The following is a 402-nucleotide window of genomic DNA, read 5'->3' on the forward strand; positions in this document are numbered from 1 at the left end:
GTCTTGGGCTGAGTCGGCTCAGTCTTGGGCTTGGCCTGAGTAGTCGTAGCCTTCGGCTGTGTCGGTTCCTTCGACGGCTTGTTCTGAGTAGTCGTAGGCTTTGCTGTATCCTCAGCCGGCTTATCTGCAGGCTTGGTCTCAACCTTACCGTTGGCCTTCTCAACAGCCTTACGCAGTTCCTCAACAAACTCAGGCGGCAGATCCTTCAGCTTCTTTGTCGTTACCTCGCCATCCTTGTTGGTCATGGTCAGGTCAACGTCAGTGAGCGTTTCACCGTCAGCCTTGTCTACGTCCTTGATCTCAATAACGAGATCCTTGAGCGTATCCACGTTATTATCCAGATCCTTGAGGAAGCTCTGGAGATCCTTGAGTGTGTTTGCATCCACACCGGTATTCTTCAGC

At 52.2% G+C, this 402-nt stretch carries 1 pseudogene; it reads right to left on the reverse strand.

The features are described from left to right. A pseudogene (locus QQM72_RS40715) lies at positions 1-386 on the reverse strand (hypothetical protein); the annotation flags it as partial. Positions 387-402 lie beyond the last annotated feature (16 nt).

Origin of the sequence: Streptomyces zaehneri (assembly GCF_032248645.1) — a bacterium.
Taxonomy (GTDB): domain Bacteria; phylum Actinomycetota; class Actinomycetes; order Streptomycetales; family Streptomycetaceae; genus Streptomyces; species Streptomyces coriariae.